The following is a 23,674-nucleotide window of genomic DNA, read 5'->3' on the forward strand; positions in this document are numbered from 1 at the left end:
CGTCTGCCTCTACTTCCCCCTCATTCCGTCAACAACCTTGAAATGACACCATGAGCGCACAGAAAGAAACCCTGGGCTTTCAGACCGAAGTCAAACAGCTTCTGCACCTGATGATCCATTCCTTGTACTCGAACAAGGAAATCTTCCTGCGTGAACTCATCTCCAACGCCTCCGACGCGTCCGACAAGCTGCGCTTCGAGGCGATCGCCAAGCCGGAGCTGTTGGAAGATGACGCCGAGCTGAAAATCCGTGTGAGCCTGGACAAGGCCGCGCGTACCGTCACCATCACCGACAACGGCATCGGCATGAGCCGGGCCGAGGTGGTCGAGCACATCGGCACCATCGCCAAGTCCGGCACCAAGGCCTTCTTCGAGTCGCTGACCGGCGACGCCAAGAAGGACGCCAACCTGATCGGCCAGTTCGGCGTCGGCTTCTACTCCGCCTTCATCGTCGCCGACAAGGTGACGCTGACCACGCGCCGCGCCGGCACGCCGGCTGGCGAGGCGGTGCGCTGGGAGTCGGAGGGGCACGGCGAGTACACGCTGGAGCCGGTGGAGAAGGCGACGCGCGGTACCGAGATCGTGCTGCACCTGAAGGAGGGCGAGGACGAGTTCCTCAACGACTGGTCGATCAAGCGCATCGTGCGCACCTACTCCGACCACATCTCGATCCCGATCCAGATGAAGAAGGGGTCCACGTTCGACGAGGACGGCAAGGAAGTGGTGTCGGACGAGTGGGAAAACGTCAACGCCGCTTCGGCGCTGTGGACCCGTTCCAAGAGCGACATCAGCGACGAGCAGTACCGCGAGTTCTACAAGCACACCGCGCACGACTTCGGCGAGCCGCTGGCGTGGAGCCACGCCCGCGTCGAGGGCCGCCAGGAATACACCGAGCTGCTGTACATCCCGTCGCGCGCGCCGTTCGACCTGTACGACCGCGAGCGCAAGCAGGGCGTCAAGCTGTACGTGCGCCGCGTGTTTATCATGGAGGACACCGAGAAGCTGATGCCGCATTACCTGCGTTTCGTGCGCGGGGTGATCGACAGCAACGACTTGCCGTTGAACGTATCGCGTGAAATCCTGCAGCAGAGCAAGGACATCGATGCCATCCGCGCCGGCTGCGTGAAGAAGGTGCTGGCGCTGCTGGAAGACCTCGCCGCCAACGACGCCGAGAAGTACGCCACGTTTTGGCAGGAGTTCGGCCAGGTGCTGAAGGAAGGCGTCGGCGAGGACTTCGCCAACAAGGAGCGCATCGCCAAGCTGCTGCGCTTCACGACCACCGCGAGCGAGGGCGACACGCCGACCGTGTCCTTGACCGACTACGTGGCACGCATGAAGGAAGGTCAGGAGAAGATCTACTTCATCACCGCCGAGACCTTGGCCGCCGCTAGGAACAGTCCGCACCTGGAAGTGTTCAAGAAGAAGGGTGTCGAGGTGCTGCTCTTGACCGACCGCGTCGACGAGTGGGTGACCGCTTCGCTGCACGAATTCGACGGCAAGCCACTGCAGTCGGTGGCCAAGGGCGCGCTCGATCTGGGCAAGCTCGAGGACGAGCAGGACAAGGCGGCGCAGCAGCAGGCCGAAGAGGCTGCCAAGCCGGTGGTGGAGCGCATCAAGAGCGTGCTGGCCGAGCGGGTGCAGGACGTGCGCGCGACCGCCCGCCTGACCGACAGCCCGGCCTGCCTGGTGGTGGGCGAGCATGACATGAGCACGCACCTCGAGCGCCTGCTCAAGGCCGCGGGGCAGAACGTGCCGCAGGCCGCCAAGCCGACGCTGGAGATCAATCCGGAGCATGTGCTGGTGAAGCGTCTGGCCGAGGAGCAGGACGAGGCGCGCGCCAGCGACCTCGCCCAGGTGCTGTACGACCAGGCCTTGCTGGCCGAAGGCGGCAAGCTGGAGGACCCGGCGAGCTTCGTCAAGCGCATCAACAAGCTGCTGCTGGAACTGTCGGCATAAGCCGTCCGCTTCGGCCATGGTTGGCTGAAGGTATCTTCGAAACCGTCCTGCCCGCGAGGGTCGGACGGTTTTTTTGCGTCGGTGCTGGCAACGTGCGTGAGAGTGGGCTATTAAAGAGGGCGGCCGAGGGCTTCGCGGCGAGGCGGAAGGCCTGGCGGCGTTGCGATGGGCGGAGCAGGGGAAGGCCGAGGAGGTGCCATGCCGGAACTGGTTTCCAAATACCCCGAAGTGACGCAGCAGGTGCTGAAGAGCGCCGGTGCGGTGTGTGGGGAGGGGGTGGCGGCGAAGATTCTGACGCGCTGTCCCGCCGAGCGCTTCTGTAGCCTGCCCGGCGGCGAGTTCTGTGTTTACGGGCTCGATGGGCTCTCGCGCATGACGCAGATCTCGGCGCGGGAATGGGAGAAGGCGGCCTGCCCGGGCGGTTCATCGTCGGCCGGATGGGGCTTCGGGGCCGGTGCCGAGTGGGCGGCATGGGGGGCGGTGTTCGTCGCCGGCCTGGTGCTGGGACGGTTCTGGCGCCGCCTCGGGGCCGGCTCTCGCCAAGGCCGGTAAGCCGTTCCGGTCTGCTCCTGCCGTGGGAGGATGTGCGCATGATCTATCGCCTGCTGGCCGATGCCGTGGTGCTGCTTCACTTGTCGTTCATCGTTTTCGTGCTGCTGGGCGGCTTGCTGGCCTTGTGGCGGAGATGGTGGGCATGGTGGCATCTACCCGCCGTCGGCTGGGGCTTTGCGGTGGAGGTGGGGGGATGGGTCTGCCCGCTGACGCCGCTGGAAAACTGGCTGCGTGAGCTGGGTGGGGCGGCTGGTTATCATGGCGGCTTTGTCGAGAACTACCTCGTGCCGCTGATCTATCCGGAGGCCTTGAACCGGGATATCCAGCTGGTGCTGGGGGGGCTGGTCGTGGCCGTCAACCTGGCGGTGTACGGCTACGTGATCCATCGCTGGCGCAAGGGCCGGAACAGAGGGGCCGGGTGAGCGGGTGGCGGTGCTTGAGCCTACCTCGCGCCGGGTTCGATCTGCGCCGGCCTGCGGTGCCGGGATCGGGCTGTGGGCATCGCCGATCGGAAAGGAACGTTTCATGCAATTGGTTTGTCCCGCCTGCGGCGTGCGCAACCGTGTGCCCGAGGAGCGTCTGCACGAGTCGCCCAAGTGCGGCAAGTGCGCGACTTCACTGCTCGCCGCCGCCCCGGTGGCCTTGTCTGACGCCGCCTTGCCGGGCTTTCTCGCCGGCACCGAGTTGCCGGTGCTGGTGGATTTCTGGGCCGGTTGGTGCGGGCCGTGCCAGATGATGGCGCCGCAGTTCGCCGCCGCGGCCAAGACACGTCCGGCGATGCGCTTCGTGAAGGTGGATACCGAGCAGGCTCCGCTGGTGTCGCGGCAATATCAGATCCGCAGTATCCCGACCCTGATCCTGTTCTGGCAGGGGCGCGAGCTGGCGCGTCATAGCGGCGTGCTGCAGGCGACCGAGCTGCTGCAATGGGCCGAGCGGCAGCTCAGCGCAGCGGGCTGTCCGCTGCGCTGAGGCAAGCGGAGGGGCCGCGCTGGTGTTCCGGCCGGGCCCCGCGTACACTCGGCCGGCTCCGTTACTTTTGTCCCTGCCGCCATCCCATGATTCCAGAACAACACTTCTCCAAGGACGATATCCGGACCCTGCCACCCTACCCGGGGCTGGCGCTCAAGGCCGTCAGCGTGGTGACGAACGAGGCGGAGATGGAGGCCGCGTATCGCCAGTTGAGCGTGTGCCGCGTGCTGGGCTTCGATACCGAGTCCCGCCCGACCTTCCTCAAGGGCGAGGTATCGAGCGGGCCGCACCTGATTCAGCTGGCCACCGCCGGCCACGCCTATCTGTTCCCGGTGGAGCGGCTGGGCGATCTGGCACGGCTGCGGGATATTCTGGAGTCGCCGGCGATCCGCAAGGTCGGCTTCGAACTCGGGTCGGACGTGCAGCGTCTCAAGGCCAAGCTGGGCATCGAGTGCGCCGGGCTGGTGGACATCGGGCGTTTGTTCCGCCAGCCGGGCGACCGCCATACCGTGGGTGCGGTCCAGGCGGTGGCGCGGCTGTTCGGGCAGCAGTTCCGCAAGTCGAAGCGCCAGTCGACCTCGAACTGGGCGAGCCCGGTGCTGAGCGAGGCGCAGCGGGTGTACGCCGGCAACGATGCCTACGTCGCCTTGCAGGTATTCCACGAGCTGGAGCGGCTGGGGCGGGCTGATGCCGGGCTGGGGCACGCGGGTTCAGGCAACAAAAAACCGGGGTGACTGTCCCGGTTCGTGTGGGGGGAGCGCGGCGGTCCGGTTCAGGCCGTCGGTGGCGCGGTATCGATGAACGATTGCCGTGCCGTGAGCCGCTGGTAATAGTCGGCGAGATGGGGGGCACTGGCGCGCCAGTCCAGTTGTGCGAAGCGGAAATCCAGATAGCCCAGGCAGCTGCCGACCGCGATGTCGGCCAGGCTGTAGCCTTCGCCGTTGCACCAGGGCCGCTCGCCCAGATCATGCTCCAGCGCCGCCAGGCCGCGCTCGACCTTTTGTTGTTGATGCGCGATCCATTCCTCGCTCTGCTTTTCCGGTGGGCGGCGCCGTTCCATCACGATGGCGACGGCGGCATCACAGATGCCGTCGGCCAGCGCTTCCCAGCGTCGGGTGGCGATGAACGAGCGGTTGTCCTGCGGCAAGAGCCGCGACACCGGCGAGATGTTGTCGAGGTATTCCACGATCACCCGCGAGTCGTACAGAGTGCTGCCGTCGTCCAGTTCCAGCACCGGCACCTTGCCGAGCGGGTTGTAGCGGGCGACCTGCGAATCGGCCTCCCAGGGCTGGTCGATCTGGATCGGGCAGTCGATTTTCTTCTCGGCGAGCACGATCCGCACTTTGCGGGCGTAGGGGCTGGTCAGTGACGCTATCAGTTTCATGGCGTGAACAGAGTGCTTGGTCGTGGGGAGGGGCCGGTCGGCACGGACCGGCCGGTAAGCCAGCTTACTTTAACGTATCGGCGTGCCGCCTCAAAGCGCTTTAGCGCAGTTCCAGCTGGCCGTTGACCTGCAATTGCAGCTGGCTGCGTCCGGGCTGCCATTCGGCCGGGGCGACTTCGGCATCGGCGGCCATCGCCAGCGTCTTGCCGCGCATCAGGAGCGGCACCGGCGGCGGTGCCTGGTTGCCGATGGTGAGCTGGCGCATGTTCAGCGTGCTCTTGCCCAGCGCCTTGGAGGCGATCTGGGCCTGCTCCATCAAGGCGGCGATGGCTTCCGGGATCATGGCCTTTTCGGCGATGCGGCGGGCGTCGTCGGAGACGACGAACTGCACGCCTTCCAGCAACAGGTAACCCTGCAGCTTGGCGATCAGTTCGCTGCCTTGCGCCATGTCGCGGGTTTTCAGCTTCAGTTCGGCGCGGCCTTGCCAGCCGTCGATCTTGCCGCTCTTGTTGTAGGCGGGCCAGCTGTTGTAGCTGCCGCTGCTGACCTCGACGTTCTTGTAGGCGCGCGCGTCACTCTGGGCGCGGTTGATCAGCTGGTTGAGGCGATTGGCCAGTTGGGCCGGCTGCGGCTGGCGGTCCTGCACGTACAGCGTGGCGATCATCTGGTCGTTGGCGATTTCGCGCTGGGCGCTGGCCGACAGGTTCAGCATGGTGGCGGCGGGGTCGGCCGGTTCGGCGGCCGGCGCCAGCGGGGCCAGCAGGAACAAGGGGGCGGCCAGGCTCAACAGGGTGGTCAGGCGGGTCATGGGGGCTCCTGTCGCAAGGAAATGGGTGATGACAGTATGGCGCAGAAGCGGCCGCTGTCGTGACAAGAGACTATGACGATGGTCGGCGCGATGAGTTCAGCACCACACCCAAAGCTTCGGCCAACCTGTCATGGTTGGCCGAAGGGGGAGGGTGGGACGCGCTCAGCCCAGCAGCAGCGCGTCATCCGCCAGCTTCTCGCCGCGGCTCTTCTCGAACATCGCCAGCAGGTCGGGCACGTCGAGGCGGCGGCGTTCGTCACCGGCCACGTCGAGGATTACCCGGCCCTGATGCAGCATCACGGTGCGGTCGCCGTGGTCGAGCGCCTGGCGCATCGAGTGTGTCACCATCATCGCGGTCAGGCCGCTGTCGCGCACGATCTTGTCGGTCAGTTCCAGCACGAAGGCGGCGGTCTTGGGGTCGAGCGCGGCGGTGTGTTCGTCGAGCAACAGGATTTGCGACGGACGCAAGGAGGCCATCAGCAGGCTGACCGCCTGGCGTTGGCCGCCGGAGAGCAGGCCCATGCGGTCGGACAGGCGGTTTTCCAGTCCCAGCTTGAGCGTGGCCAGCCGTTCGCGGAACTCGGCGCGCAGCTTGGCGTTGAGCGCGCCCCTCAGGCCGCGCCGCTCGCCGCGTTGCCACGCCAGCGCCAGGTTCTCCTCGATGCTCAGCGCCTCGCAGGTGCCGGCCATCGGGTCCTGGAATACGCGTGCCACCAGCCCGGCGCGCTGCCAGGCGTTGAGACGGGTGACGTCGCGCCCGGCGATCTCGATGCTGCCCTGATCGACGATCAGGTCGCCGCTGATGGCGTTGAGGAAGGTCGACTTGCCGGCGCCGTTGGAGCCGATCACGGTGACGAACTGGCCCTGTGGGATGTCGAGCGAGGTCCCGCGCAGAGCCGGGTTCTCGATCGGGGTACCGGGGTTGAAGGTCTTGAACAGGCCCTTAGCGCGCATCATGAGCAGTGCTCCCCTTGGTGGCGGCCGGCCGTTTGGCGGCGAATTTGCGTTTGAGCGAGGGCAGCACCAGCGCAAAGCCCACCAACAGCGCGGTGATCAGGTTGAGATCCTGCGCCTGCAGGCCGATGAAGTCGGCGTTCAGCGCCAGCGCGATGAACAGGCGATAGATCAGCGCACCCAGCACCACCGCCAGCGTGGCGATCATCATGCCGCGCCCGGACAGCAGCGTTTCGCCGATGATCACGGCGGCGAGTCCGATGACGATGGTGCCGATGCCCATCGAGATGTCGGCGCCGCCCTGGGTCTGCACGTAGAGCGCGCCGGCCAGCGCCACCAGGGAGTTGGACAGCGCCATGCCTGCGAGCGTCAGGCGATCGGTGGAAATGCCCTGGGCGCGGGCCATGCGCGGGTTGGCGCCGGTGGCGCGCATGGCAAGACCGGTGTGCGAGGCGAAGAAGGCATCGAGGCCGAGCTTGGCGATCAGCACGATCGCCGCCAGCACCAGCGGCTGCAGCAGGTATTGCTGCTCGGGTGCCTGATTTATGATGGGCGTGAACACGGTGTCGGCGCCGATCAGCGGCACGTTGGGCGCACCCATGATGCGCAGGTTGATCGAGTAGAGCGCGATCATCACCAAGATGCTGGCCAACAGCTGCAGGATGTTGAGACGTACGTTGAGCCAGGCGGTGGTCAGGCCGGCCAGCGCGCCGGCGGCGGTGCCGGCCAGCGTGGCGAGCCACGGGTCGTGGCCGCCGGCGATCAGCGTTGCCGCCACTGCGCCGCCGAGCGGGAAGCTGCCGTCGGCGGTCAGGTCGGGAAAGTTCAGGATGCGGAAGGAGATCAGCACGCCCAGCGCCACCAGCGCGAAGATGAAGCCGATTTCCAGTGCGCCCATGAGGGCTATGGTCGACATGATGGGAACCTCGAAATGCAAAAGCCCGGGCTCGTCAGGGCCCGGGCCGGAGTGAGGGTTTACTTGACGGTTTCCTTGGCGGACTTCAGCAGCTCAGGCGAGAGCGTCACACCCTGCTTGGCGGCGGCGCCGGGATTGAGCACCAGGTTCAGCGCGCTGCCGGTCTGCGGCGCGATGGCGCCCGGCTTTTCGCCCTTGAGGATGCGCACCACGATCTTGCCGGTCTGGCGGCCCATGTCGTAGTAGTTCATGCCGAGTGCCGCCACGGCACCGCGCTTGACGGTGTCGGTGTCGGCGGCCACCAGCGGCAGCTTGCCATCCACGGCCACCTTGTACAGCGCCTCGTAGGACGACACCACGTTGTTGTCGGTGGTGGTGTAGACCACGTCGGCCTTGCCGACCAGGCTCTTGGCGGCGGAGGCCACGTCGACGCTGCGCGGCGCGGCGGCTTCCACCAGCGTCATGCCCTGGCTCGCCAGCTCGGTCTTGAGCTCCTTGAGTACCGTCACCGAGTTCACTTCGCCCGGGCTGTACACCATGCCGACGCGCTTGGCGCCCGGCTTCACCTTCTTGATCAGCTCCACCTGCGGCTTGAGCGGGAGCATGTCGGAGACGCCGGTGACGTTGCCGCCGGAAGCCTTCCAGTCCTTCACCAGCTTGGCGGCGACCGGGTCGGTGACCGCGGTGAACACCACCGGGATGCTGCGCGTGCCGGCCACCACGGCCTGGGCGCTCGGCGTGGCGATGGCGACGATCACGTCGGGCTGGTCGCCGATGAACTTGCGGGCGATCTGGGCGGCGGTGGCGGCGTTGCCCTGCGCACTCTGGAACTGGTACTTGAGGTTCTGGCCGGCGGTGTAGCCGGCGGCCTTCAGCTCGTCCTCGATGCCTTTGCGGGCAGCGTCCAGCGCCGGGTGCTCGACGATGGCGGTCACCGCCACCGATTTCATCCCGGCGGCGAACAGCGGGCTGGACAGGGCGGAAACGGCGGCGGCCAGCAGCAGGGTACGATGGGATAGGGACTTCATGGTGGCTCCTTGTTCTGTATGGGGCCGGAACGGGGGGGGGCTCGCGTCCGGACGGTGCGGCAATTTTATGGCAAAGCACAAAAATAATTTCCCGATGTTGCGCAATAAAGTGCCGTCGATGACGGGTGTTTTAGTGAAATCATGCTTGTCTGAAGGTGTGCATGGAGAGAGGGCGGCATGTGCCGGGTGCTACGGGGTGAATCGTGGCAAAGTATTTTGTCTGCAGTTTTTCTGTTTGGTAGCTGAATCCGCTGGTGCTGCGAGTTTCTGTGGTGAAATAGCATGAATGGTGTGTCGTCCCGACGAGTCGTCCGTCCCTTGGCCTGCGGCTTTGCGACCACGTTCCATCATGGCTGTTCGCTGTGGCTTGGCGAGTGCCGTTCCCGGAGGGATTGAAAAGGCGTGAAATTGCGCTGGATCGGCAGATCGTAGCGAAGTGTTTCAGGTAGATGACAATAGGGGCTATTTTGCATGCCTGTCCGTGCAAGGGCCGACGCTGAACGACGCTCCGTCATGACGATGGCGAGCGTGCTCTGGGATTTTTGCCTTGCTTGCTGGAAGTATTTGGGTAATATCGCGCCATTTCGTCGCCATGGCAGTGGCTTTTATGCTTCTTCCATCGGCTGACGGGTTTTTGTCGGAATGCCGTGTGCCTGCCCTGTAATGCGCCCGCCCGGATAGCGGGCGCATGGCATTTTGAGTACCACGAAACACACAGGGATTGTTTGAATCATGAGCTTGCTGCGCAAGAAGAGTGTGATGGGCATGCTGTCCGTTGCCCAGACCTCGCAAGGGCTCCGCAAGGAGCTGTCCGCCTTCGACCTGACCATGCTGGGCATCGGCGCCATCATCGGCACCGGCATCTTCGTTCTGACCGGCACCGGCGCCACGGTGGCCGGCCCCGGCTTGGTGTTGTCCTTCGTCATCGGTGCCATCGCCTGCGGTTTTGCCGCGCTGTGCTACGCCGAGTTCGCCTCGATGCTGCCGGTGTCGGGCTCCACCTATACCTACGCCTACGCCACGCTGGGCGAACTGATCGCCTGGATCATCGGCTGGGATCTGATGCTGGAATACCTGCTGGCTTCGTCGGCGGTCTCGGTGGGCTGGTCGGGCTACTTCCAGAGCCTGATGGCGGGCTTCGGCTTCCATCTGCCCGATGCGCTGACCGCCGCCGCGGGGGCGCGTCCCGGCGTGGAGACCGTGTTCAACCTGCCGGCCTTCGTCATCGCCATGCTGATCACCGCTTTGCTGGCCTTCGGCATCAAGGAGTCGAAGAAGGTCAATAACGTGGTGGTGCTGATCAAGGTAGCCGTGGTGGTGCTGTTCATCGGCATCGCGGTGTGGCACGTCAAGCCCGCCAACTGGGACCCGGCGCTGCCCTACGGCATGAGCGGCGTGTTCCACGGTGCCGCCATCGTGTTCTTCAGCTTCCTCGGCTTCGACGCGGTGACTTGCGCCGCGGAAGAGGTGAAGAACCCGGAGAAGGACATCCCGAAAGGGGTGATCTGGTCGCTGGCGATCTGCTCGCTGCTGTACGTGATCGTCTCCGCCATCATGACCGGCATCGTGCCGTTCCTGCAGTTCAAGGGCATCGATCACCCGGTGTCGCTGGCGCTGCAGGTGGCCAAGCTCGACTGGTTCGCCGGCTTCGTCGATCTCGGCGCCATCCTCGGCATGCTCACCGTGATCCTGGTGATGACCTACGGCCAGACGCGCATCCTGTTCGCGATGTCGCGCGACGGCCTGCTGCCCAAGGTGTTCTCCGAGGTGCACCCGAAGTACGGCACGCCGTACAAGGCCACCTGGCTGATCGGCACCGTCATCGCGCTGATCGCCGGCTTCGTGCCGCTGGGCACGCTGGCCGAGCTGGTGAACATCGGTACGCTGGCCGCGTTCTCGTTGATCGCCGCCGCCATCATCCTGCTCCGCAAGCGCGAACCGGACCTGCCGCGCAAGTTCCACTGCCCGGGCGTGCCCTACGTGCCGGCGCTGGCCATCGTGTTCTGCGTGTTCCTGATGACGCAACTGGCGGCGCTGACCTGGCTGTGCTTCGTGATCTGGCTGGTGTTGGGCCTGGTGGTGTACTTCGGTTACTCGCGCCGCCGCTCGCTGCTGCACGTTGCCGGCTGATCTTCACCTGGCGTCAAAGTGCTTCAAGGCCGGTCGCGACCGGCCTTTTTTGCGCTCGCGCGCAATGAAAAACCCCCGCCCTGAGGGGCGGGGGTAGTTTGACACAGACGGCAGGGTCGAATTGCCGTTCAGTCGAACGCTTAGTGGAACTGCTCTTCTTCGGTCGAGCCGGTCAGCGCGGTCACGCTGGACTTGCCGCCCTGGATCACCGTGGTGATGTCGTCGAAGTAGCCGGTGCCGACTTCCTGCTGGTGCGAGACGAAGGTGTAGCCACGTTCGCGGGCGGCGAATTCCGGCTCCTGCACCTTCTCGACGTAGGCGGACATGCCGCGAGCCACGTAGTCTTGCGCCAGATCGAACATGTTGTACCACATGTTGTGGATGCCGGCCAGGGTGATGAACTGGTACTTGTAGCCCATGGCGCCCAGCTCGCGCTGGAACTTGGCGATGGTGGCATCGTCCAGGTTCTTCTTCCAGTTGAAGGACGGCGAGCAGTTGTAGGCCAGCAGCTTGCCCGGGTGCTTGGCATGGACCGCCTCGGCGAACTTGCGGGCGAACTCCAGGTCCGGCGTGCCGGTTTCGCACCATACCAGGTCGGCGTAGTCGGCGTAGGCGATGGCGCGGCTGATGGCTTGCTCCAGGCCCTTGCGGGTCTTGTAGAAGCCTTCGGCGGTGCGCTCGCCGGTCAGGAACGGACGGTCGCGCTCGTCGCAGTCGCTGGTCAGGAGGTCAGCGGCTTCGGCATCGGTACGGGCGATCACCAGGGTCGGCACGCCGTAGACGTCGGCGGCCATGCGCGCCGCGATCAGCTTCTGCACCGCTTCCTGGGTCGGCACCAGCACCTTGCCACCCATGTGGCCGCACTTCTTCACCGAAGCCAGTTGGTCTTCGAAGTGCACGCCGCCGGCGCCAGCGCGGATCATCGCCTTCATCAGTTCGTAGGCGTTCAGCACGCCGCCGAAACCGGCTTCGGCGTCGGCCACGATCGGAGCGTAGTAGTCGATGTAGCCGGCGTCGCCGCGCTCGATACCCTTGGCGTGCTGGATTTCGTCGGCACGGGTGAAGGCGTTGTTGATGCGTTCGACCACTTTCGGCACCGAGTCAACCGGGTACAGCGACTGGTCCGGGTACATGGCGGAGTATTCGTTGTTGTCGGCGGCGACTTGCCAGCCGGACAGGTAGATGGCCTTGATGCCGGCCTTCACTTGCTGCATGGCCTGGCCGCCGGTCAGCGCGCCCAGGCAGTTGATGTACGGCTCGTTGTTGACCAGGTGCCACAGCTTGTTGGCGGCGTTGCGGGCCAGGGTGTGTTCCACTTGCACGGAGCCGCGCAGGCGCTCTACGTCGGCGGCGGTGTAGCCGCGCTTGATGCCCTTCCAGCGCGGATTTTCGTCCCAGTCTTTTTGGATGGCGGCAATGCGTTGTTCGCGAGTAGTCATGCGGTCAATCCTTCTCGAATACGTTTCTTAGTAAACCGGTCAATTCAGCCGGCGTTCCTCTGGCTAGGATGAATCGGTTTTACCGTCACCTTTTTATTGACAACGTGTTTTGCCCGTTGTCGTTTCCGACCGCGAAAGCCTATTCCGTAAGGGAGGCAGACCTGCTTGTCGGCGTGTGCTGTGAGTCCATTTAATCATAAAAAAATCGTAATGTGTGCGCTGCAGCACAAAAAAATCCTTTGTTTTCAAAAGCTAACAAAAGCGACAAAAAACGAATCCAAGCTTGCGCCGATTTTTTCCTGTTTCGAACGAAAAAGTTTCCAAACGAGCGGTTGCTTGATCGCTTGCGCGTCATCCGCGCGCTCTTGAATTTTTCGCCAAAGCCCCTACCTAGCGTCAGGTCATCATCAATCGCCTAGCCAACAAGGGAATCGTCATGCAGGAAAACCAACAGAATCCGGTCAACGAGGCCGTGGACAGCTCCGCCGCCGAGACTCCCGCCGAGACCGCGGTCGAGCCGACCACGGAGGCGCGCGTTGCCGCACTGGAGATCGAGTTGGCCGAAGCCCGTGAACAGTTTTTGCGCTCCCGTGCCGAAATGGAGAACATGCGCCGTCGTACGGCCGAAGAGGTGGTGAATGCGCAGAAATATGCCATCAACAAGTTCGCCCTCGAGCTCTTGGCGGTCAAGGACAGCCTGGAGATGGCGCTGGCCGACCAGAGCGGCCAGTTCGACAACCTGAAGTTCGGCGTCGACCTGACGCTGAAGCAACTGGTATCGGCCTTCGACAAGGCTCAGATCAAGGAAATCAACCCGGTGGGCGAGCCGCTCGACCCGCACCGCCATCAGGCGATCAGCACCGAGGAGTCGGACGCCGAGCCGAACACCGTGCTGCGCGTGATGCAGAAGGGGTACCAAGTGGCTGACCGCGTACTGCGCCCGGCCATGGTCGTGGTCGCCAAGACGAAGGCGCAAGAGTAAATCCAAGTTTAAAAAGGTTGGCTAAAGTCCTCTTGAAAACGTGGGCATAGCCATTACCTATCCAGTCAACAGGCGGCGACTATCGCGACAGGCGGCGCCGCTGTAAGAGATTCAAGGAAAAGGAACAAGACATGGGCAAAATCATCGGTATCGACCTGGGCACCACCAACTCCTGCGTGGCCGTCATTGAGAACGGCCATCCGAAGGTGATCGAGAACGCCGAAGGCGCGCGCACCACGCCGTCCATCATCGCCTACATGGAAGACGGCGAGATCCTGGTCGGCGCGCCGGCCAAGCGCCAGGCGGTGACCAACCCGAAGAACACCCTGTACGCCATCAAGCGCCTGATCGGCCGCCGCTTCGAAGAAAAAGAAGTGCAGAAGGACATCGACCTGATGCCGTTCGAGATCATCAAGGCCAAGAACGGCGACTCGTGGGTCAAGGTGCGTGACCAGGAACTGGCGCCGCCGCAGATTTCCGCCGAAGTGTTGCGCAAGATGAAGAAGACCGCCGAAGACTACCTCGGCGAAGAAGTGACCGAAGCCGTGATCACCGTGCCGGCCTACTTCAACGACAGCCAGCGCCAAGCCACCAAGGACGCCGGCCGTATCGCCGGTCTGGACGTCAAGCGCATCATCAACGAGCCGACCGCGGCTGCGCTGGCCTTCGGCCTGGCCAAGAAGGAAGGCGACCGCAAGATCGCCGTGTACGACCTGGGCGGCGGTACCTTCGACATCTCGATCATCGAGATCGCCGACGTGGAAGGCGAGCACCAGTTCGAAGTGCTGTCGACCAACGGCGACACCTTCCTCGGCGGCGAGGACTTCGACCAGCGCCTGATCGACTACATCGTGACCGAGTTCAAGCGCGAGCAGGGCGTGGACCTGAAGAACGACGTGATGGCGCTGCAGCGCCTGAAGGATGCCGCGGAAAAGGCCAAGATCGAGCTGTCGTCCGCCTCGCAGACCGAGGTGAACCTGCCGTACATCACCATGGACGCCACCGGTCCGAAGCACCTGGCGATGAAGATCACCCGCGCCAAGTTCGAGAGCCTGGTGGAAGACCTGATCGCGCGCTCGATCGAGCCGTGCCGCGTCGCCCTGAAGGATGCCGGCGTGTCGATCAACGACATCTCCGACGTGATCCTGGTCGGCGGCCAGACCCGCATGCCGAAGGTGCAGGACGCGGTGAAGGAGTTCTTCGGCAAGGAGCCGCGCAAGGACGTGAACCCGGACGAGGCCGTGGCCGTCGGCGCCGCCATCCAGGGTTCGGTGCTGTCCGGCGACCGCAAGGACGTGCTGCTGCTCGACGTGACCCCGCTGTCGCTGGGTATCGAGACGCTGGGCGGCGTGATGACCAAGCTGATCCAGAAGAACACCACCATCCCGACCAAGGCGCAGCAGACCTTCTCCACCGCCGACGACAACCAGACCGCGGTGACCATCCACGTGCTGCAGGGCGAGCGCGAGAAGGCGTCGGCCAACAAGTCGCTGGGTCAGTTCAACCTGTCCGACATTCCGCCGGCGCCGCGCGGCATGCCGCAGATCGAAGTGACCTTCGACATCGATGCCAACGGCATCCTGCACGTGTCGGCCAAGGACAAGGGCACCGGCAAGGAAGCCAAGATCACCATCCAGGCGTCCTCCGGCCTGTCCGAGGAAGAGATCCAGCGCATGGTGAAGGACGCCGAGGCCAACGCCGAGGAAGACAAGAAGCTGCATGAGCTGGTGCAGGCGCGCAACCAGGCCGAAGGCATGATCCACTCGGTGAAGAAGTCGCTGGCCGAGCATGGCGACAAGGTTTCGGCCGACGAGAAGTCCGCCATCGAAGCCGCGCTGAAGGAAGCCGAGGAAGTGGTGAAGGGCGATGACAAGGACGCCATCGACGCCAAGGTGCAGGCGCTGATGACCGCCTCGCACAAGCTGGCCGAGCAGATGTACAGCCAGGCCCAGGCCGAAGCGGGCGCGGCCGAGGCTGCCGGTGCCGGCAAGAAGGACGAAGGCGACGTGGTGGATGCCGAGTTCGAAGAAGTGAAGGACAAGAAGTAAGCGTTCTTGCGCCTAGGGCCGGCTCCGGCGCTGCATGTCGGCGGCGGGCTCTAGAGAGGCACAGGGTTCCGAGGGCTTTCCCCGGCCTCTGTGCCTTTCCTGTTTCGGAATCCCCCTTTTCGGCCAGCCCCGGCGCATGGCCCCAAGGTAGAACAGCATGTCCAAACGTGATTATTACGACACCCTCGGCGTGAACCGCGATGCCTCCGACGACGACGTCAAGAAGGCCTATCGCAAGCTGGCGATGAAGTACCACCCGGACCGCAATCCGGATAGCAAGGACGCCGAGGAGAAGTTCAAGGAAGTCAAGGAGGCCTACGAGATCCTGTCCGACGGGCAGAAGCGTGCGGCCTACGACCAGTTCGGCCACGCCGGGGTCGATCCCAACGCCGCCGGCGCGCGCGGCGGCCAAGGCTTCGGCGATTTTGCCGACGCTTTCTCCGACATCTTCGGCGACATCTTTGGCGGTCGCGGCGGCGGTCGTTCCAACGTCTATCGTGGCGCCGACCTGCGCTACAACATGGAAATTTCGCTGGAAGAGGCGGCACGCGGCTGCGAGAAGCAGATCCGCATCCCTTCGCACGAGAATTGCGACGTCTGCCACGGCTCCGGCGCCAAGCCGGGCACCCAGCCCAAGACCTGCCCCACCTGCGGCGGCCATGGCCAGGTGCGCGTGAGCCAGGGCTTCTTCTCGATCCAGCAGACCTGCCCGACCTGCCACGGCAGCGGCAAGCAGATTACCGACCCGTGCCACAAGTGCCATGGCGCCGGCCAGGTCAAGACCCACAAGACGCTGAACGTGAAGATTCCCGCCGGCGTCGACGAGGGGGACCGCATCCGCCTGTCCGGCGAGGGCGAGGCGGGGCAGAACGGCGGCCCGCCCGGGGACCTGTACGTGGTCACCCACATCAAGGCGCACCCGGTGTTCCAGCGCGACGGCATGGACCTGCACTGCGAGATGCCGATTTCCTTTGCCACCGCGGCGCTGGGCGGCGAGGTGGAAATCCCCACGCTCGACGGCATGGCCAAGGTCAAGATCGCGGCGGAAACCCAGTCCGGCCGCCAGTACCGGCTGCGCGGCAAGGGCATCAAGGCGGTGCGCGGTTCCGACTACGGCGACCTGCTGTGCCACGTGGTGGTGGAGACCCCGGTCAACCTGACCGAGCGCCAGAAGGAGCTGCTGCGCGAGTTCGAGGCGATCAGCCAGGGCGATACCGCGATGCACAACCCGCGCGCCAAGTCGTTCATGGACAAGCTGAAGGACTTTTTCGGCTGAGGCCGAGCTGCTTAGGCGTAGTGGAAATACAACGGCGTCCTGTTGGGCGCCGTTTTTTATTGCGATTTTTGCCTTTAGTGCAGGCAGTTTTCTTGTTTTGTTGCCTGGTTTTGGAGAATTTTGGTGAGACGTTGCTTTTTGGGAGTTTGTAGACAGTTTTTTGTAGTCATCCGGAAACTTCCTCAGTATCTTCTGCTCCTCTGACTGCTCGGCCCGGATCGACAGGGCTAGCGGACAGGAACCTGCTAACAACAAGGACGGCGCATCCCGCCACCGTCCGACAACAACTGGTATCAACTGAGTCCCGGAGAAACACAAGATATGATGGAAATAGTCGATTTTCTCAACGGCTGGGTCTGGAGCAAGGCGCTGATCTTCCTGTGCCTCGGCGTCGGCCTGTTCTTCTCGCTGCGCAGCCGTTTCGCCCAGGTACGCCACTTTGGCGAAATGATCCGCCTGATGTTCGACGGCAAGTCCAGCGACAGCGGCGTGTCGTCGTTCCAGGCGCTGGCCATGACCCTGGCCGGCCGCGTTGGTACCGGCAACATCGCCGGGGTCGCCACCGCGATCACCTTTGGTGGTCCGGGCGCCGTGTTCTGGATGTGGGTCGTTGCCTTCCTCGGCGCGAGCTCGGCTTATGTCGAGTCCACCCTGGGCCAGATCTACAAGGAAAAGATCAACGGCGAATACCGTGGCGGTCCGGCCTTCTACATCGAGAAGGGCCTGGGCATGAAGCGTTACGCGCTGTTCTTCGCCATCGCCACCATCTTCGCCTGCGGCCTGCTGTTGCCGGGCACCCAGTCCAACTCGATCGCGGCCGGTCTGCAGAACGCTCTGGGTATCGATCCTAACGTGACTGCAGCCTTGTTGGCGGTGATGCTCGGCTTCATCATCTTCGGCGGCGTCAAGCGCATCGCTTCGTTCGCCGAGATCGTGGTGCCGTTCATGGCGCTGGGCTACATCATCGTGGCCTGCGTGGTGGTAGCGCTGAACATCGGCCAGCTGCCGCACGTGCTGAGCCTGATCGTCAACAGCGCCTTCGGCCTGGATGCCGGTTTCGGCGCCATCCTCGGCATGGCGATCCAGTGGGGCGTGAAGCGCGGCGTGTATTCCAACGAAGCCGGCCAGGGCACCGGCCCGCACGCGTCGTCCGCCGCTTCCGTGTCGCACCCGGCCAAGCAGGGCCTGGTGCAGGCGTTCTCGGTCTACGTCGACACGCTGTTCGTGTGCTCCGCCACCGCCTTCATGCTGCTGATCACCGGCCAGTACAACGTGCAGGGCGCGGACGGCAAGGCGCTGTTCACCGGCATCGCCGGCGTGGCGGCGGGTCCGGGCTACACCCAGACCGCGATGGAAAACATCATGCCGGGCTTCGGCTCGATCTTCGTGGCGGTGGCGCTGTTCTTCTTTGCCTTCACCACCATCGTGGCCTACTACTACATTGCTGAAACCAATATCGCCTACATCAACCGCAAGGTGAACCGTCCGTGGCTGACGCTGGTGCTGAAGTTTGGCCTGATGGCGGCGACCGTGTACGGCAGCGTCAAGACCGCCGACCTGGCCTGGGGCTTGGGCGACCTGGGCGTCGGCCTGATGGCCTGGCTCAACATCACCGCCATCCTGATGCTGCAGAAGCCGGCCTTCATCGCGCTGCGTGACTACGAGGCGCAGAAGGCCAAGGGGCTGGACCCGGTGTTCCATCCGGAAAAACTGGGCATCAAGAATGCCGACTACTGGACCGGCCATCAGGCGGAAGACAACCTCGAGGCCGAACGCCAGCATGGCGGCCAGCCGGTCTACGAGAAGATGTAAGCCTGTAACACCATTGCCTTACGCGAACGCCGGATTCATCTCCGGCGTTTTTCTTTTTGCGCGGGAAAATTAGGTGCCATGGGCTCCTGCGTTGTGCGGAAGCAAAAAAATCCCCCGAAACCGGGGGCAAGGGAACACGCTCCCACCAATGGAGCAGTCAGAGCAAATGGTCGTTAGCGGATGTATCGGATTGTCTGATCGAGTTTCATGAGTCCGTGCACTTCTTCATGGGGCACAGAGTCGGCAAGGCGGGTTTTCTCCCGCACCAGTATTTCAGGATATCAATGTTATATCCATTTATAAAAATTTCTGATCAATAACCAAATATTAACTCCATGTCGGGATGAGAATGAGGCAGGGGACGAATCCGGCATAGAATTAACTTGTCTAATCAATTGCTGGCGCGTGCCGGCACGGCAAAAGGTTGGCCGACGCTATGGATATCGTTCATGAAACGTGGTTCTGGGTGGTGGTGATTGGCGCCCCCTTGGTGTCCGCTCTAGGGCTGCTGGCGCGCTTGGCGCGCAAGGAGCCGCCGATCGAGTTGCCGCCGGGTGTGGTGCCGCAGCCTTACGCTTTCGATGAGGAAGAGGAGGACGATTGGGGCAAGAAGCCGGAGCAGGACGGTGGCCAGGCGGAAGAGGCCGGCAGTCCGCCGGAGGGCAACGCTCGCCCCGAGTGAACAGCGTGTTCTCCGTCGTTCGCTGGTCTGGACCGGGCGGGCTTGTTAAGCTAACGGCCTTTGCGTGCCTTGCCCACCACCCCAGGGTACGCCGTCACGTTCCGACAGGACCCGAATCACGATGATTTTCGCCAACCGTTTCTTCCCCGCCACGCGCCTGCGCCGCATGCGCAAGGACGACTTTTCGCGCCGGCTGATGCGCGAAAACGTGCTGACCGCCAACGATCTGATCTATCCGGTGTTCGTGCTGGAAGGCACCAACCGCGAAGAGGCGGTGGCCTCGATGCCCGGGGTGACGCGCCAGAGCCTGGACAAGCTGCTCTACACCGCCGAGCAGGCGCTGGAGCTCGGCATCCCGATGCTGTCGATCTTCCCGGTGATCGAATCCGGCAAGGACAATGCCGGTGCCGAGGCGTACAACCCGGAAGGGCTGGTGCCGACGGTGCTGCGCGAGCTGAAGGCGCGTTTCCCCGAACTGGGACTGATGACCGACGGCGCCCTCGACCCCTACACCATCCATGGCCAGGACGGCATCATCGACGAGTCCGGCTACGTGCTCAACGAGGAGACCATCGAGGTGCTGGTCAAGCAGGCGCTGTGTCACGCCGAGGCCGGCTCCGACGTGTTCGGCCCGTCCGACATGATGGACGGCCGCATTGCCGCCATCCGCGAGGGGCTGGAAGAAGCCGGCCACATCCACACCAAGATTCTGGCCTACTCGGCCAAGTACGCCTCGGCGTTCTACGGCCCGTTCCGCGACGCGGTCGGTTCTTCGGCCAACCTCGGCAAGGCCGACAAGTCCACCTACCAGATGGACCCGGCCAACCTGGAAGAAGCCATCCAGGAAGTGGCGATGGATCTGGAAGAGGGCGCCGACATGGTGATGATCAAGCCGGGCATGCCCTACCTCGACGTGATCCGCCGCATCAAGGACACCTTCCGCGTGCCGACCTACGCCTACCAGGTGTCGGGCGAGTACGCCATGCTCAAGGCGGCGTTCCAGAACGGCTGGCTGAACGAAGAGAAGTGCATGATGGAAAGCCTGCTGGCGTTCAAGCGCGCCGGCGCCGACGGCATCCTGACCTACTTCGCGCTGGACGCGGCACGTTTGCTCAAGCGCTGAGTCTCCGCCCCATCCGCATCCCTCCCGACCCGCCCGCGTGGCGGGTTTTGTTTGTGCCGGACTCGGCCGGACAGTGACAGCCGCCCCCGCCAAATCGCCGGCAACTGTGACTGATCAGGGGTCCGGGGCTGGTCTAGAATGGTGTCAGAACGATGACGGCCGGTTGGCGGCGATCCCGCTCCGGCTTCCACGCCGACCACACAGGGAATGTGCCCGATGAACCATACCTATCTCGCCCATCTGCAGGCGACGCTGGCGCAAATCCGCGCCGACGGTTTCGAAAAACCCGAGCGCATCATCGCCAGCCCGCAAGGGGCCGACATCGCGCTGGCCAATGGCCACCATGTGCTGAATTTCTGCGCCAACAACTATCTGGGCCTTGCCGACGACGCGCGACTGATCGCCGCGGCCAAGCAGGGGCTCGACGACTACGGCTACGGCTGCGCCTCGGTGCGCTTCATCTGCGGTACGCAGCAGGTGCACAAGGACCTGGAAAAAGCCATCGCCGACTTCCTCGGCACCGACGACACCATCCTCTATTCCAGCTGTTTCGACGCCAACGGCGGCGTGTTCGAGACCCTGTTGTCGGAAGAGGACGCGGTGATCTCGGACGAACTCAACCACGCCTCGATCATCGACGGCGTGCGTCTCTCCAAGGCCAAGCGCTTCCGCTACAAGAACAACGACATGGCCGATCTCGAGGCCCAGCTCAAGGCGGCCGACGCCGCCGGGGCGCGCTTCAAGCTGATCGTCACCGACGGCGTGTTCTCGATGGACGGCATCATCGCCGACCTCAAGGGCATCTGCGAGCTGGCCGACCGCTACGGCGCCATCGTCATGGTGGACGATTCGCACGCCGTCGGCTTCATCGGCGAGCATGGTGCCGGCACCCCCGAGCTGTGCGGCGTGGCCGAGCGCGTCGACATCTATACCGGCACGCTGGGCAAGGCGCTGGGTGGCGCCTCCGGCGGCTACGTGTCCGGCCGTCAGCCCATCATCGACCTGCTGCGCCAGCGCTCGCGCCCCTACCTGTTCTCCAATACCCTGGCGCCCGCCATTGCCGCCGCCAGCCTCAAGGTGTTCGAAATCCTGAAAAGCAGTGAAGGCGCTGAACTGCGCGCCCGCCTCCAGCGCAACGCCGAGCTGTTCCGCCACGGCATGAGCGCCGCCGGCTTCTCGCTGATCCCGGGCCAGCATCCCATCATCCCGGTGATGCTGGGCGACGCCAAGCTGGCCGGCGAGATGGCCGCGGCGCTGCTGGCCGAAGGCGTCTACGTGATCGGCTTCTCCTATCCGGTGGTGCCCAAGGGCAAGGCGCGCATCCGCACCCAGATGTCGGCCGGCCACACCCCGGAACAGGTGGAAGCCGCGGTCGCCGCCTTCGTGCGCGTCGGCCGCGAACTGGGCGTGATCCGCTGATTTTCAATATGACTTTTCGGTGCCAGTCCCAGTAGGTGAGCGATTGAGTGCTGCCGGAGCGCAGCCACCTGATGGGATGGGCTTTAAGGCTGGCCGCGGCGATCCTGCGACCGGCCCCGCACAGGACGACACCATGAAGGCGCTTGCCAAACTCAAATCCGAACGCGGTCTCTCGATGACCGACGTTCCCGTGCCGGAAATCGGCCACAACGATCTGCTGATCAAGATCACCAAGACCGCCATCTGCGGCACCGACATCCACATCTGGAACTGGGACGACTGGGCGCAGAAGACCATCCCGGTGCCGATGCACGTCGGCCATGAATACGTCGGCGTGGTGGCCGGCATCGGCTCGGAAGTGCAGGGCTTCGCCCTCGGCCAGCGCGTCTCGGGCGAAGGCCACATCACCTGCGGCTACTGCCGCAACTGTCGTGCCGGGCGCCGCCACCTGTGCCGCAACACCGTCGGCGTCGGCGTCAACCGTCCCGGTGCGTTTGCCGAGTACCTGGTGATCCCGGCCTTCAACGCCTTCCCGATCCCGGACGACATCTCCGATGATCTGGCGGCCATCTTCGACCCGTTCGGCAATGCCGTGCACACGGCGTTGAGCTTCAACCTGGTCGGCGAGGACGTGCTGATCACCGGTGCCGGCCCGATCGGCATCATGGCGGTGGCCATCGCCCGCCACGTCGGCGCGCGTCACGTGGTGATCACCGACGTCAACGATTACCGCCTGGAACTGGCCAGGAAGATGGGCGCCACGCGCACCGTCAACGTGGCCAGGGAAGACCTGAAGGCGGTGATGGGCGAGCTGCACATGTGCGAAGGCTTCGACGTCGGGCTGGAGATGTCCGGCAACCCGCAGGCGTTCCGCCAGATGCTGGAGACCATGAACCACGGCGGCAAGATCGCGCTGCTTGGCATCCCGCCGGCCAATACCGCCATCGATTGGAATCAGGTGATCTTCAAGGGCCTCGAGATCAAGGGCATCTACGGCCGCGAGATGTTCGAGACCTGGTACAAGATGGTGGCGCTGCTGCAGTCCGGGCTGAAGCTCGACCCGATCATCACCCACCACTTCAAGGTCGACGACTTCGAGCAGGGCTTTGCCGCGATGCTGTCGGGGCAGAGCGGGAAGGTGATTCTCGACTGGCAAGCCGCGTAAGCGGCTGCTGTCCCGCATGGGTAGCCATGCGGTGGGCATTTTTCTGACAACGGCAGGCCGTTTTGGCCTGCCGTTTGCTTTTCCCGCTCCCCGGTAATCGGTAGAATCGGTCTTTACTCTTTCACTCGTGATACGCGACATGCTCACTTTCCAGGAAATCATCCTCACGCTGCAGAACTACTGGAACCGTCAGGGCTGCGCACTGTTGCAGCCGTACGATACCGAAGTCGGTGCCGGCACCTCGCACACCGCCACCTTCCTGCGCGCGCTGGGCCCCGAGCCGTGGGCGGCCGCCTACGTGCAACCGTCGCGCCGTCCCAAGGACGGCCGCTACGGCGAGAACCCCAACCGCCTGTTCCAGCATCACCAGTATCAGGTGGTGATCAAGCCGTCCCCGCCCAACCTGCAGGACCTCTACCTGGGCTCGCTGAAGGAACTGGGCATCGACCCGACCGTGCATGACATCCGCTTCGTCGAAGACGACTGGGAAAACCCGACGCTGGGCGCCTGGGGGCTGGGTTGGGAAGTGTGGCTCAACGGCATGGAAGTGACGCAGTTCACCTACTTCCAGCAAGTCGGCGGGCTGGAGTGCAAGCCGGTGCTGGGCGAGCTGACCTACGGCCTGGAGCGCCTGGCGATGTACCTGCAGGGTGTCGAGAACGTCTACGACCTGGTGTGGACGCGCATGCCGGACGGCAGCATGCTGAGCTATGGCAACGTGTTCCTGCAGAATGAAGTCGAGCAGTCCCGGTTCGCCTTCGAGCACAGCAACGTCCCGTTGCTGTTCCAGCAGTTCACCGACTACGAGGCGGAAGCCAAGCGCCTCCTGGAAGCCGGGCTGCCGCTGCCGGGCTACGAGACCATCCTCAAGGCCGGCCACACTTTCAACCTGCTGGACGCGCGCGGCGCCATCTCGGTGACCGAACGCGCCGCCTACATCGGGCGTATCCGCAACCTCGCCCGTCAGGTGGCACAGGCTTACTACGACTCGCGCGAGGCGTTGGGCTTCCCGATGTGCCAGAAGGCCTGACC

The 23,674-nt window shown here is 64.1% G+C and carries 21 protein-coding genes; 15 read left to right on the plus strand and 6 right to left on the minus strand.

The window, feature by feature from the left end:
• Window positions 1-50 precede the first annotated feature (50 nt).
• The 5 genes from htpG to PSEMAI1_RS0103750 all read left to right on the plus strand — a co-directional run bounded on the left by htpG (window position 51) and on the right by PSEMAI1_RS0103750 (window position 4,210).
• Complete coding sequence (gene htpG / locus PSEMAI1_RS0103730) at window positions 51-1,955, plus strand: molecular chaperone HtpG (RefSeq protein WP_024301571.1); 1,905 nt, start codon at window positions 51-53, stop codon at window positions 1,953-1,955.
• 198 nt (window positions 1,956-2,153) lie between these two features.
• Entirely contained in the window at window positions 2,154-2,507 is a 354-nt protein-coding gene (locus PSEMAI1_RS0103735) for a hypothetical protein (RefSeq protein ID WP_024301572.1), read from the plus strand.
• 38 nt (window positions 2,508-2,545) lie between these two features.
• The gene (locus PSEMAI1_RS0103740; RefSeq protein WP_024301573.1) at window positions 2,546-2,929 is read left to right on the plus strand and encodes a DUF2784 domain-containing protein; all 384 of its coding nucleotides are present in this window, start codon (window positions 2,546-2,548) and stop codon (window positions 2,927-2,929) included.
• A 103-nt stretch (window positions 2,930-3,032) separates the two neighbouring features.
• Window positions 3,033-3,476 (plus strand): thioredoxin TrxC, encoded by a 444-nt coding sequence (gene trxC / locus PSEMAI1_RS0103745; protein ID WP_024301574.1) that lies wholly within the window; start codon window positions 3,033-3,035, stop codon window positions 3,474-3,476.
• 86 nt (window positions 3,477-3,562) lie between these two features.
• Window positions 3,563-4,210, plus strand: a complete 648-nt coding sequence (locus PSEMAI1_RS0103750; protein ID WP_024301575.1) for a 3'-5' exonuclease — start codon at window positions 3,563-3,565, stop codon at window positions 4,208-4,210.
• A 38-nt stretch (window positions 4,211-4,248) separates the two neighbouring features.
• On the opposite strand, the gene PSEMAI1_RS0103755 is transcribed toward PSEMAI1_RS0103750, so the two are convergent.
• From PSEMAI1_RS0103755 to PSEMAI1_RS0103775, 5 genes are all read right to left on the minus strand, one after another.
• Window positions 4,249-4,860 (minus strand): glutathione S-transferase, encoded by a 612-nt coding sequence (locus PSEMAI1_RS0103755; RefSeq protein WP_024301576.1) that lies wholly within the window; start codon window positions 4,858-4,860, stop codon window positions 4,249-4,251.
• A gap of 100 nt (window positions 4,861-4,960) precedes the next feature.
• Window positions 4,961-5,668, minus strand: a complete 708-nt coding sequence (locus tag PSEMAI1_RS0103760) for an SIMPL domain-containing protein (protein WP_024301577.1) — start codon at window positions 5,666-5,668, stop codon at window positions 4,961-4,963.
• Window positions 5,669-5,830: 162 nt separating this feature from the next.
• Window positions 5,831-6,625, minus strand: coding sequence for an ABC transporter ATP-binding protein (locus PSEMAI1_RS0103765; RefSeq protein WP_024301578.1), 795 nt, complete (start codon window positions 6,623-6,625; stop codon window positions 5,831-5,833).
• Entirely contained in the window at window positions 6,612-7,538 is a 927-nt protein-coding gene (locus PSEMAI1_RS0103770) for an ABC transporter permease (RefSeq protein ID WP_024301579.1), read from the minus strand. The genes PSEMAI1_RS0103765 and PSEMAI1_RS0103770 overlap by 14 nt, the downstream gene beginning before the upstream one ends.
• Before the next feature lie 59 nt (window positions 7,539-7,597).
• Window positions 7,598-8,566, minus strand: coding sequence for an ABC transporter substrate-binding protein (locus tag PSEMAI1_RS0103775; RefSeq protein WP_024301580.1), 969 nt, complete (start codon window positions 8,564-8,566; stop codon window positions 7,598-7,600).
• Window positions 8,567-9,298: 732 nt separating this feature from the next.
• Between PSEMAI1_RS0103775 and PSEMAI1_RS0103780 the strand changes: the two genes are divergently transcribed.
• Complete coding sequence (locus PSEMAI1_RS0103780; RefSeq protein WP_024301581.1) at window positions 9,299-10,696, plus strand: amino acid permease; 1,398 nt, start codon at window positions 9,299-9,301, stop codon at window positions 10,694-10,696.
• A 140-nt stretch (window positions 10,697-10,836) separates the two neighbouring features.
• On the opposite strand, the gene aceA is transcribed toward PSEMAI1_RS0103780, so the two are convergent.
• Entirely contained in the window at window positions 10,837-12,135 is a 1,299-nt protein-coding gene (gene aceA, locus PSEMAI1_RS0103785; protein WP_024301582.1) for an isocitrate lyase, read from the minus strand.
• A gap of 436 nt (window positions 12,136-12,571) precedes the next feature.
• Between aceA and grpE the strand changes: the two genes are divergently transcribed.
• The 9 genes from grpE to glyQ all read left to right on the plus strand — a co-directional run bounded on the left by grpE (window position 12,572) and on the right by glyQ (window position 23,672).
• Window positions 12,572-13,117, plus strand: a complete 546-nt coding sequence (grpE, locus tag PSEMAI1_RS0103790; RefSeq protein ID WP_024301583.1) for a nucleotide exchange factor GrpE — start codon at window positions 12,572-12,574, stop codon at window positions 13,115-13,117.
• 131 nt (window positions 13,118-13,248) lie between these two features.
• Window positions 13,249-15,165, plus strand: a complete 1,917-nt coding sequence (gene dnaK, locus PSEMAI1_RS0103795; RefSeq protein WP_024301584.1) for a molecular chaperone DnaK — start codon at window positions 13,249-13,251, stop codon at window positions 15,163-15,165.
• A 157-nt stretch (window positions 15,166-15,322) separates the two neighbouring features.
• Complete coding sequence (gene dnaJ, locus PSEMAI1_RS0103800; RefSeq protein WP_024301585.1) at window positions 15,323-16,441, plus strand: molecular chaperone DnaJ; 1,119 nt, start codon at window positions 15,323-15,325, stop codon at window positions 16,439-16,441.
• A 321-nt stretch (window positions 16,442-16,762) separates the two neighbouring features.
• Window positions 16,763-18,253 carry a sodium:alanine symporter family protein gene (locus tag PSEMAI1_RS0103805; protein WP_024301586.1) on the plus strand — a complete coding sequence of 497 codons (1,491 nt, stop codon included), beginning with the start codon at window positions 16,763-16,765 and terminating at the stop codon, window positions 18,251-18,253.
• 436 nt (window positions 18,254-18,689) lie between these two features.
• The gene (locus PSEMAI1_RS0103810) at window positions 18,690-18,935 is read left to right on the plus strand and encodes a hypothetical protein (RefSeq protein ID WP_024301587.1); all 246 of its coding nucleotides are present in this window, start codon (window positions 18,690-18,692) and stop codon (window positions 18,933-18,935) included.
• 121 nt (window positions 18,936-19,056) lie between these two features.
• The gene (gene hemB / locus PSEMAI1_RS0103815; protein ID WP_024301588.1) at window positions 19,057-20,058 is read left to right on the plus strand and encodes a porphobilinogen synthase; all 1,002 of its coding nucleotides are present in this window, start codon (window positions 19,057-19,059) and stop codon (window positions 20,056-20,058) included.
• Between the two features lie 216 nt (window positions 20,059-20,274).
• A complete protein-coding gene (locus PSEMAI1_RS0103820) occupies window positions 20,275-21,477 on the plus strand; it encodes a glycine C-acetyltransferase (protein WP_024301589.1) in 1,203 nt (400 codons plus the stop codon).
• A gap of 133 nt (window positions 21,478-21,610) precedes the next feature.
• The gene (gene tdh / locus PSEMAI1_RS0103825; RefSeq protein WP_024301590.1) at window positions 21,611-22,642 is read left to right on the plus strand and encodes an L-threonine 3-dehydrogenase; all 1,032 of its coding nucleotides are present in this window, start codon (window positions 21,611-21,613) and stop codon (window positions 22,640-22,642) included.
• A 139-nt stretch (window positions 22,643-22,781) separates the two neighbouring features.
• On the plus strand, window positions 22,782-23,672 hold the full coding sequence (gene glyQ / locus PSEMAI1_RS0103830) for a glycine--tRNA ligase subunit alpha (protein ID WP_024301591.1): 891 nt from the start codon (window positions 22,782-22,784) through the stop codon (window positions 23,670-23,672).
• Window positions 23,673-23,674 lie beyond the last annotated feature (2 nt).

This window comes from Pseudogulbenkiania sp. MAI-1 (assembly GCF_000527175.1).
Classification (GTDB): Bacteria; Pseudomonadota; Gammaproteobacteria; order Burkholderiales; family Chromobacteriaceae; genus Pseudogulbenkiania.

Bases quoted from the DNA above. Each gene is read 5' to 3' on its own strand.
- htpG (WP_024301571.1), top strand. From the start codon at position 51: ATGAGCGCACAGAAAGAAACCCTGGGCTTTCAGACCGAAGTCAAACAG.
- PSEMAI1_RS0103735 (WP_024301572.1), top strand. From the start codon at position 2,154: ATGCCGGAACTGGTTTCCAAATACCCCGAAGTGACGCAGCAGGTGCTG.
- PSEMAI1_RS0103740 (WP_024301573.1), top strand. From the start codon at position 2,546: ATGATCTATCGCCTGCTGGCCGATGCCGTGGTGCTGCTTCACTTGTCG.
- trxC (WP_024301574.1), top strand. From the start codon at position 3,033: ATGCAATTGGTTTGTCCCGCCTGCGGCGTGCGCAACCGTGTGCCCGAG.
- PSEMAI1_RS0103750 (WP_024301575.1), top strand. From the start codon at position 3,563: ATGATTCCAGAACAACACTTCTCCAAGGACGATATCCGGACCCTGCCA.
- PSEMAI1_RS0103755 (WP_024301576.1), bottom strand. From the start codon at position 4,860: ATGAAACTGATAGCGTCACTGACCAGCCCCTACGCCCGCAAAGTGCGG.
- PSEMAI1_RS0103760 (WP_024301577.1), bottom strand. From the start codon at position 5,668: ATGACCCGCCTGACCACCCTGTTGAGCCTGGCCGCCCCCTTGTTCCTG.
- PSEMAI1_RS0103765 (WP_024301578.1), bottom strand. From the start codon at position 6,625: ATGATGCGCGCTAAGGGCCTGTTCAAGACCTTCAACCCCGGTACCCCG.
- PSEMAI1_RS0103770 (WP_024301579.1), bottom strand. From the start codon at position 7,538: ATGTCGACCATAGCCCTCATGGGCGCACTGGAAATCGGCTTCATCTTC.
- PSEMAI1_RS0103775 (WP_024301580.1), bottom strand. From the start codon at position 8,566: ATGAAGTCCCTATCCCATCGTACCCTGCTGCTGGCCGCCGCCGTTTCC.
- PSEMAI1_RS0103780 (WP_024301581.1), top strand. From the start codon at position 9,299: ATGAGCTTGCTGCGCAAGAAGAGTGTGATGGGCATGCTGTCCGTTGCC.
- aceA (WP_024301582.1), bottom strand. From the start codon at position 12,135: ATGACTACTCGCGAACAACGCATTGCCGCCATCCAAAAAGACTGGGAC.
- grpE (WP_024301583.1), top strand. From the start codon at position 12,572: ATGCAGGAAAACCAACAGAATCCGGTCAACGAGGCCGTGGACAGCTCC.
- dnaK (WP_024301584.1), top strand. From the start codon at position 13,249: ATGGGCAAAATCATCGGTATCGACCTGGGCACCACCAACTCCTGCGTG.
- dnaJ (WP_024301585.1), top strand. From the start codon at position 15,323: ATGTCCAAACGTGATTATTACGACACCCTCGGCGTGAACCGCGATGCC.
- PSEMAI1_RS0103805 (WP_024301586.1), top strand. From the start codon at position 16,763: ATGATGGAAATAGTCGATTTTCTCAACGGCTGGGTCTGGAGCAAGGCG.
- PSEMAI1_RS0103810 (WP_024301587.1), top strand. From the start codon at position 18,690: ATGGATATCGTTCATGAAACGTGGTTCTGGGTGGTGGTGATTGGCGCC.
- hemB (WP_024301588.1), top strand. From the start codon at position 19,057: ATGATTTTCGCCAACCGTTTCTTCCCCGCCACGCGCCTGCGCCGCATG.
- PSEMAI1_RS0103820 (WP_024301589.1), top strand. From the start codon at position 20,275: ATGAACCATACCTATCTCGCCCATCTGCAGGCGACGCTGGCGCAAATC.
- tdh (WP_024301590.1), top strand. From the start codon at position 21,611: ATGAAGGCGCTTGCCAAACTCAAATCCGAACGCGGTCTCTCGATGACC.
- glyQ (WP_024301591.1), top strand. From the start codon at position 22,782: ATGCTCACTTTCCAGGAAATCATCCTCACGCTGCAGAACTACTGGAAC.